Below are 8,663 nucleotides of genomic sequence, written 5' to 3'. Positions count from 1 at the left end.
CGCGGGGGCCCGCGCCCACCCGCGACACCTCGCTCTTCCCGGCGCCGTGGCCGCCCGTCTGACCTATCTTCCGCCGGGCGCCGGGCCCCGGGCGGTGGTGGTCCCCCCACCCAAACTGGCCGGCGGCCGACAACGGCCCCACCGTACGGTCACCCCAGGTCGAGGCTCTCGCCCGGGCCCAGGGTGCGCAGCTCCGCGCCGGTGCCCGGGCCGCCGGGGCCGACCAGGCGGGTGTGCACGGCGAGGCCGACCGGGCTGAGCACCGCGTCGTGCACCGGGACGGTCTGCCGCGGCCCGGCCTCGCGGACGTAGTCGACCAGCTCGCCGACCTTGGTCCACGGCGCGGCGATCGGCAGCAGCAGGGTGTCCACCGGCCCCGGCGGGACGGTCAGCGCGTCGCCGGGGTGGAAGAGCCGCCCGTCGAAGAGGAACCCGATGTTGCGCACCCGCGGGATGTCCGGGTGGATCACCGCGTGCCACTCGCCGTGCACCGTGACGCCGATCCCGCCGAGGTCGAAGGCGTCGTCCTCGCCGACCGCGGTCACCCGCCGGCCCACGCCCGCCAGCGTCCGGGCGACGTCCGGATTGGTCCACACCCGCAGCGCGGGGTCGGCCTCCAACGCGGCCCGCAGCGGAGCCTCGTCGAAGTGGTCGGCGTGCTCGTGGGTGATCAGGACGGCGTCCGCGCCCGCCAGGGCGGCGGGATCGGTGAACATCCCGGGGTCGACGACGACGGTCGTCCCCGCGTGCTCCAGGCGTACGCAGGCATGTCCGAACTTGGTGATCCGCATGCCTGGCACGGTACTCCCGAACCGACCGGGCAGGCCCGGTGGATCAGCCCGGGTCCGCGCCGGGTCCGTGCCACCGGGACCGCGCCACCGGGACCCGCCCTACGGCGCGGTGGCGGCCAGCTCCTTCGGAGCGGCGGGCCGCTGGGCCGGCAGCACCGCCGGCTCGATCTCAGGCAGCTCGACGTGCTCGCTGAGCCCGAACCGGTCGTGCAGCCGGCGCAGCGGGGCCGGCGCCCACCAGTTGAACTCGCCGAACAGGCTCATCGCGGCGGGCACCAGCAGGCAGCGCACCAGGGTGGCGTCGACCGCCACGGCGACGGCCAGCGCGATGCCCATCTGTTTCACCATCAGCATGTCGCCGAGGGCGAAGCCGGCGAAGACGATCACCATCAGCAGCGCCGCCGAGGTGATGATCTTCCCGCTGCGCTGGACGCCCAGCTCCACCGCCCGGGTGCAGCTGTGGCCCTTGTCCCGCAGCTCCTTGATCCGGGCGAGCAGGAACACCTCGTAGTCCATCGACAAGCCGAAGGCGAAGGCGAACACCAGCACCGGGATGAAGGTCTCCAGGCCGCCGGTCGGACTGAAGCCGAGCAGTCCGCTGAACCAGCCGTCCTGGAAGACCAGGGTGAGCGCGCCCAGCGAGGCGCCCAGCGAGAGCAGGTTCATCAGCAGGGCCTTGACCGGCATCACCACCGAGCCGGTCATCAGGAAGAGCAGGATCAGCGTGCCGAGGGCGACCAGGCCGAGCGCGATCGGCCCCCGGGTGAGCAGTTCGTCCTGGAAGTCGACCACCGAGGCCGCGCCGCCGGTCACCTCGGTGGTGAGCCCGCCGCGGTCCGCGCGCAGCTCCTTGACCACCTGCTTGGCCTGCCCGCCCTGCGGGTCGCCGTGCACCAGGACGTCGATGGTGGAGACGGTGTCGCTCACCGGGGTGACGGCGCGCACGCCGCTGACACCGGGCAGCTTGGCCACCACGTCGTCCGCGTACGCCTGGGCGACGGTGGCGCCGCTCTCCACGACGACCGTGATCGGGGCCGCCGAGGCCTGCGGGAAGCGCTGGTCGATCGTCTCGGCGACCTGCCGGCCGGCCGAGGAGGCGGGCAGCACGGAGGCGCCGGAGTTGCGCATCTCGGCGTGCAGGAACGGTGCGCCGGCCGCCATCAGCAGCGCGGTGCAGACCAGCGCCACGGGCACCGCCCGCTTGCCGACCCGGCGCACGGTCCGGCTGAAGAAGCCCTCGTCGGGGACGGGCGCGGTGGGCGTCTTGATCCGGCCGCCGGCGAAGCCGAGCAGGGCGGGGACGAGGGTGAGCGCGGCGGCGACCGCGATCACCACGACGCTGACCCCGGCCGCGGAGACGGCGGCGAGCACCGGGCTGGTGAAGACGAACAGGCCGGAGAGCGCGACGGCGACGGTCAGCCCGGAGAAGGCGACGGTGCGCCCGGCGGTGGCGGCGGTCCGCTCGACCGCGGCGGCGATCGGGGCGCCGTGGCCGCGTTCCTCGCGGAAACGGTTCACCATGAGCAGCGCGTAGTCGATCGACAGGCCGAGGCCCAGCACGGTGGCGATCGGCAGCACGCTGGTGTCGATGTCCATGATCCGGCTGAAGCCGAACATGGCCAGCAGCGCGCCGCCGACCGAGGCGACGGCGCCGATCACCGGCAGGCTCGCGGCGGCCAGGCCGCCGAAGACCAGCACCATGACGATCAGGGTGAGCGGCAGGGTGACCATCTCGCCGAAGCGGGTGTCCTTCTCGGTCTGCTTCTTGACCTCGTCCTGGAGCACCAGGTCCCCGCCGACGGTCACCTTCGCGCCGGCCTCGCCGACCTCGCCGGAAATGGCGGAAAGTCGCTGGGTCACGGCGGTGGTCTGGGCGGAGGTGCTGGTGTCGGACATCCGCACCGAGACCAGGCTCGCGGTGCCGTCGGCCGAGCGGAGCGCGGCCGCGCCCGGGCCGGGGCCGTAGGCGTCGGCGGCCGAGGAGACCCCGGGGAGGGCCGCGATCTCGGCGGTGGCGCGGGTGACGGCGTCCCGGACGGCGGCGTCGTCCACCGGCCGGCCGTCCACCACGGCGGTGACGGTGCCCTTGGCCGGGTCGGCCGCGGTGACGACGGCGCTGCCGCGGTCCGCCTCGGAGGCGGCGGAGGATGCGCCGGCCACCGAGCCCTCGAAGACCCGCCCGCCGATGAGCACGCCTATCACCAGCACGACCGCCCAGAAGCCGAGCACCCAGCGGCGCTGCCGGTAGCAGAACCGGCCGAGGGCGGCGAGGCGCCCGCCGACCTGCGGTTCGGCGGACGGGTGGGGGGCGGCAGATGACACGGCGGAGCGACGGCTCATGTGCGGGGGGTGCCTAGCGTGCGGGGCCGAGTGAGCGGCCCATCGGGCAACTCATCCCAAGGTAGGCGTGAATTCCCGAATCACCCATAGGCAGGCAATGAGCCCCTCATCACAAAAATCCCCCACCCGACGAACACATAAGAAACACATAATGAAGGTCGAAAAACAATGAACCCCGCTCGGAAACCGAGCGGGGTTCATCGGTGACGCTATGCGCTAGTCACGCACCAGCGGGGCAGAGCCTCAGCTCTGGCCGCCGGCCAGCTTCTCGCGCAGGGCGGCCAGGGCCTCGTCCGAGGCCAGGGCGCCGGAGCCCTCGTCGCTGCTGGACGAGTAGGAGCCACCGGCCGCGGCGGCGACGGCGTCGCCACCCTCGGCAGCGGCCTCCGCGTCGGCCTCGCGGCTCTTGATGACCTGGGCCTGGTGCTGCTCGAAGCGGGACTGGGCCTCGGCGTACTGCCGCTCCCACTCCTCACGCTGCTTCTCGTAGCCCGCCAGCCAGTCGTTGGCCTCGGGGTCGAAGCCCTCCGGGTAGATGTAGTTGCCCTGGTCGTCGTAGGACGCGGCCATGCCGTACAGGGTCGGGTCGAACTCGACCTCGGCCGGGTTGGCACCCAGCGCCTCGTTGGCCTGCTTCAGCGAGAGGCTGATGCGACGACGCTCGAGGTCGATGTCGATGACCTTGACGAAGATCTCGTCGCCGACCTGGACGACCTGCTCCGGGATCTCGACGTGGCGCTCGGCCAGCTCGGAGATGTGGACCAGGCCCTCGATGCCCTCGTCCACGCGGACGAACGCACCGAACGGAACCAGCTTGGTGACCTTACCCGGAACGACCTGGCCGATCTGGTGGGTACGGGCGAACTGCTGCCACGGGTCCTCCTGGGTCGCCTTCAGCGACAGGGAGACGCGCTCGCGGTCCATGTCAACGTCGAGAACCTCGACGGTGACCTCCTGGCCGACCTCGACGACCTCGGACGGGTGGTCGATGTGCTTCCAGGACAGCTCGGAGACGTGCACCAGGCCGTCGACGCCGCCCAGGTCCACGAAGGCACCGAAGTTGACGATCGAGGAGACGACGCCGGAGCGCACCTGGCCCTTCTGCAGGGTGGTGAGGAAGGTCTGGCGGACCTCGCTCTGGGTCTGCTCCAGCCAGGCACGGCGGGACAGGACCACGTTGTTGCGGTTCTTGTCCAGCTCGATGATCTTGGCCTCGAGCTCCTTGCCCACGTAGGGCTGGAGGTCGCGGACGCGACGCATCTCGACGAGCGAGGCCGGGAGGAAGCCACGGAGGCCGATGTCGAGGATGAGACCACCCTTGACGACCTCGATGACGGTACCGGTGACGATGCCGTCCTCTTCCTTGATCTTCTCGATCGTGCCCCAGGCACGCTCGTACTGAGCGCGCTTCTTGGACAGGATGAGACGACCCTCCTTGTCCTCCTTCTGGAGAACCAGGGCCTCGATGTTGTCGCCGACGGCGACGACCTCGTGCGGGTCGACGTCGTGCTTGATCGACAGCTCGCGGGACGGGATGACGCCCTCGGTCTTGTAACCGATGTCGAGGAGGACCTCGTCACGGTCGACCTTCACGATGACGCCCTCGACGATGTCGCCATCGTTGAAGTACTTGATGGTCTCGTCAATCGCGGCCAGGAACGCCTCGGCGTCGCCGATGTCGTTGAGCGCGACCTGCGGGGTGGTGCTGAGGGAGGAGTCGGTGGGGCTCGTCATTAGGAAAAGGGCTCCGGTACGGACATGAAAGTCGTAGGTAATGCCACGCGGAGGGCCCGTATCGCTCCCACCGAAAGCCGGACAGCCAAGAACACGGAGCACCGGGATTCCCGTGACAACGGGAGATCGGCGTCCGTCTTGCGACCGTGGGGTCTTCGACAGATGCGAGCGCGACCTGCTCCGTCCGAGGCGCGCAGGCCCGCAGCGCAACTTGTAGCATACGGGGACGGCCAGGCACGGTCAACGCCAGAAACGGCAAGACGGTGGAGCCCGGTATGGAACAGGCCATATCCTCCGATTGCGCACCTCAACGGGTGGCGGCCGCAGGGAGGACCTTCCCCGGATGCCACCGCCGGGACACCGGACCTTTCGGACCGGTTCGCGGCAGCGGCGCTTCCGCAGACGACACCCTACGCGATGGGCCTTCTCACCGTGACCGGCACCCCCCTCCCCGACCCCATTGATCTTGACGAGGACGGCGACGACGCGGTAAGGCGCTCCGCCGGCACCGGCGAGAGCAGCCGCGCCAGCCGCCACTGGTGGGACCGCAACGCCGACGAGTACCAGGACGAACACGGCGCGTTCCTCGGCGACGACCGGTTCACCTGGTGCCCCGAGGGCCTCGACGAGGCGGACGCCCGGCTGCTCGGCGAGGTCGCCGGCCGCAGCGTCCTGGAGATCGGCGCCGGCGCCGCCCAGTGCTCACGCTGGCTGGCCGGCCGCGGCGCCCGCCCGGTCGCCCTCGACATCTCGCACCGCCAGCTCCAGCACTCGCTGCGGATCGACCTCGCCCGGGGCACCGCGCCCGTCCCGGTCGTCCAGGCCGACGCCGCCGTCCTGCCCTTCGCCGACGCCTCCTTCGACCTCGCCTGCTCCGCCTACGGCGCCGTCCCGTTCAGCGCCGACACCACCGCCCTGATGCGCGAGGTCCACCGGGTGCTGCGGCCCGGCGGGCGCTGGGTCTTCTCGGTCACCCACCCGATCCGCTGGGCCTTCCCCGACGAGCCCGGCGTCGAGGGGCTCACCGCCGTCGCCTCCTACTTCGACCGCACCCCCTACGTCGAACAGGACGAGCAGGGCCGGGCCACCTACGTAGAACACCACCGCACCCTCGGCGACCGCGTCCGCGAACTCGTCGGCGCCGGCTTCCGGCTGCTCGACCTCGTCGAGCCCGAGTGGCCGGAGGGGCACGAGCAGGACTGGGGCGGCTGGTCGCCGCTGCGCGGGCGGCTCATCCCCGGCACCGCGATCTTCGTCACCGAGCGGGACTGACGCGCGTGCACCCCTCCTGGCGCGAGCTGCCCGTCCGCACCGCCCTGCCCGCCCTGCACCGGGCGCTCGACGACCACGGCACCGCCGTCCTCGCCGCGCCGCCCGGCACCGGCAAGACCACCCTGGTGCCGCTGGCCCTGGCCGGGCTGCTCGACTCCGGCGCCCCCGTGCGGCGGGTGCTGGTCGCCGAGCCCCGCCGGCTCGCCGTCCGGGCCGCCGCCCGGCGGATGGCCTGGCTGCTCGGCTCGGCCGTCGGCGAGGAGGTCGGCCTCACCGTGCGCGGCGAGCGGAGGGCCGGACCGCGCACGGTGGTCGAGGTGGTCACCACCGGCGTGCTGCTCCAGCGCCTCCAGCGCGACCAGGAGCTGCCCGGGGTCGACGTCGTCGTCCTCGACGAGTGCCACGAACGCCACCTGGACGCCGACACCGCGCTCGCCTTCCTGCTCGACGTCCGCGCGGCCCTGCGACCCGAACTGCGGATCGTCTGCGCCTCCGCCACCTCCGACACCGCCGCCTGGGCCGACCTCCTCGGCGGCGCGCCGGTGGTCGAGGCGCACGGCGTCTCGCACCCGGTCGAGGTGGTGTGGGCGCCGCCGCCGCGCGCCGTCCGGCCCGCGCACGGCACCCGGGTGGACTTCGCGCTGCTCGACCACGTCGCCGCGGTGGTGCGGCGGGCTCTGAGCGAGCGGGAGGGGGACGTGCTCTGCTTCCTGCCCGGCGTCGGCGAGATCGCCCGCGTCGCCGGACAGCTGTCCGGCGCTCCCGCCGAGGTGCTCCAACTGCACGGCCGCGCCCCGCAGGCCGTCCAGGACGCGGCGCTCGCGCCGTCCGCCTCCCGCCGCGTCGTCCTGTCCACCGCCGTCGCCGAGTCCTCGCTCACCGTGCCCGGCGTGCGGATCGTGGTGGACGCCGGTCTGGCCCGCGAACCGCGCACCGACCACGCGCGCGGCCTCGCCGCCCTGGTCACCGTCCGCGCCTCGCTGGCCGCCGCCCGCCAGCGCGCCGGCCGCGCAGGCCGCGAGGCCCCCGGCACCGTCTACCGCTGCTGGCACGAGGCCGAGGACGCCCGCGCCGCCCGCTTCCCCACCCCCGAGATCGCCCTCGCCGACCTGACGTCGTTCGCCCTCCAGGCCGCCTGCTGGGGCGATCCGGACGCCACCGGCCTCGCCCTGCCCGACCGGCCGCCGGCGGGGGCGATGGCCGCGGCCCGGGAGACGCTGGTCGCCCTCGGGGCGGTGGACGCGGACGGCCGGGCGACGAAGCGCGGCACCCGGCTCGCCCGCACCGGTCTGCACCCCCGGCTGGGGCGGGCGCTCGTCGACGGCGCTCCCGCCGTGGGCGCCCGCCGGGCGGCCGAAATCGTCGGCCTGCTCTCCGAGGAACCGCCGCGCGCGCTGGGCGACGACCTCGGCGCGGTATGGCGCGGTGTGAAGGACTCCCGTGATCCCTACGCCGGGCGCTGGCGCGACGAAGTCCGCCGTCTGCAACGCGCCACCTCCGACGAACCCGCCACCGCACTGCCCGACGCCACCGCCGTCGGCCTGGTCGTCGCCCTCGCCTTCCCCGAACGCATCGCCCGCGCGCGGGTCGAGCGGCCCGCCCCGGGCGAGCGCAGCCCGTACCTGATGGCCTCGGGGACGGCGGCCGAACTCGCCCCCGGCACGGTGTTGGGTTCCCTCCCCTGGCTCGCCGTCGCGGTCGCCGACCGCCCGGCCGGCTCGCACTCGGCGCGGATCCTGCACGCCGCCGCCCTCGACGAGGACACCGCCCGCCAGGCCGGAGCGCCGCTGCTGTCCGTCCGCGCCGAAGTCCACTGGGACACCCGGCGCAGCGAGGTCGTCGCCCGCCGGGTCGACTCCCTCGGCGCCATCGAACTCGCCGAGAAGCCTCTCACCAAGCCCGACCGGTCCCTCGTCCGCGCGGCCCTCCTGGAAGGCCTCACCCGCGAGGGCATCAGCACCCTCCTGGTGTTCCCATCCAACCTCCGCGAGCGTTTGGCCTTCCTCCACGCCGCCATCGGCGACCCCTGGCCGGACGTCAGCGACGCGGCGCTGCTCGACCGCGCCGAGGAGTGGCTGGAGCCCGAAATCTCCCGCGCCCGCCGCCGCGCCGACCTGGCGAGGATCGACACGACCGCCGCCCTCCAACGCCTCCTCCCCTGGTCCACCGGCGAGGCAGGCCGCTTGGACGAACTCGCCCCCGAACGCATCACTGTTCCCAGCGGATCGAAGATCCGAGTCGACTACACCACCGAACGCCCAGTGTTGGCAGTCAAGTTGCAGGAACTCTTCGGTTGGAAGGCCGCTCCCGCCCTGGCCGGCGGCCGCGTCCCCCTCACCGTGCAGTTGCTCTCCCCCGCCGGCCGCCCCGCCGCCGTCACAGGAGACCTGGCCTCCTTCTGGCGCGACGGCTACCGCGCCGTCCGCGCAGAGCTCAGAGGCCGCTACCCCCGCCACCCCTGGCCCGAGGACCCGACGACGGCAGAGCCGACAAAGCGCACCAACGCCCGGAAGTAGGAGACGAAGG

Annotated in this window: 5 protein-coding genes; 2 read left to right on the top strand and 3 right to left on the bottom strand. The window is 73.1% G+C overall.

What is annotated here, in order from left to right:
* Positions 1 to 149: 149 nt before the first annotated feature.
* From ACFVFS_RS01830 to rpsA, 3 genes are all read right to left on the bottom strand, one after another.
* Positions 150 to 791, bottom strand: coding sequence for an MBL fold metallo-hydrolase (locus ACFVFS_RS01830; protein ID WP_380618978.1), 642 nt, complete (start codon positions 789 to 791; stop codon positions 150 to 152).
* A 99-nt stretch (positions 792 to 890) separates the two neighbouring features.
* Complete coding sequence (locus ACFVFS_RS01825; RefSeq protein ID WP_380618976.1) at positions 891 to 3,131, bottom strand: MMPL family transporter; 2,241 nt, start codon at positions 3,129 to 3,131, stop codon at positions 891 to 893.
* Between the two features lie 243 nt (positions 3,132 to 3,374).
* The gene (gene rpsA / locus ACFVFS_RS01820; RefSeq protein ID WP_376083884.1) at positions 3,375 to 4,865 is read right to left on the bottom strand and encodes a 30S ribosomal protein S1; all 1,491 of its coding nucleotides are present in this window, start codon (positions 4,863 to 4,865) and stop codon (positions 3,375 to 3,377) included.
* 417 nt (positions 4,866 to 5,282) lie between these two features.
* Here rpsA and ACFVFS_RS01815 point away from each other — a divergent pair, with 417 nt between their 5' ends.
* Positions 5,283 to 6,137 carry a class I SAM-dependent methyltransferase gene (locus tag ACFVFS_RS01815; RefSeq protein ID WP_380618974.1) on the top strand — a complete coding sequence of 285 codons (855 nt, stop codon included), beginning with the start codon at positions 5,283 to 5,285 and terminating at the stop codon, positions 6,135 to 6,137.
* Between the two features lie 5 nt (positions 6,138 to 6,142).
* Positions 6,143 to 8,653, top strand: a complete 2,511-nt coding sequence (gene hrpB / locus ACFVFS_RS01810) for an ATP-dependent helicase HrpB (RefSeq protein WP_380618972.1) — start codon at positions 6,143 to 6,145, stop codon at positions 8,651 to 8,653.
* Positions 8,654 to 8,663 lie beyond the last annotated feature (10 nt).

The sequence above is a fragment of the Kitasatospora sp. NPDC057692 genome (assembly GCF_042799475.1).
GTDB lineage: Bacteria > Actinomycetota > Actinomycetes > Streptomycetales > Streptomycetaceae > Kitasatospora.
Note: the sequence above shows the minus strand (reverse complement) of the source record. Positions and strands in the feature narration are given on the sequence as shown.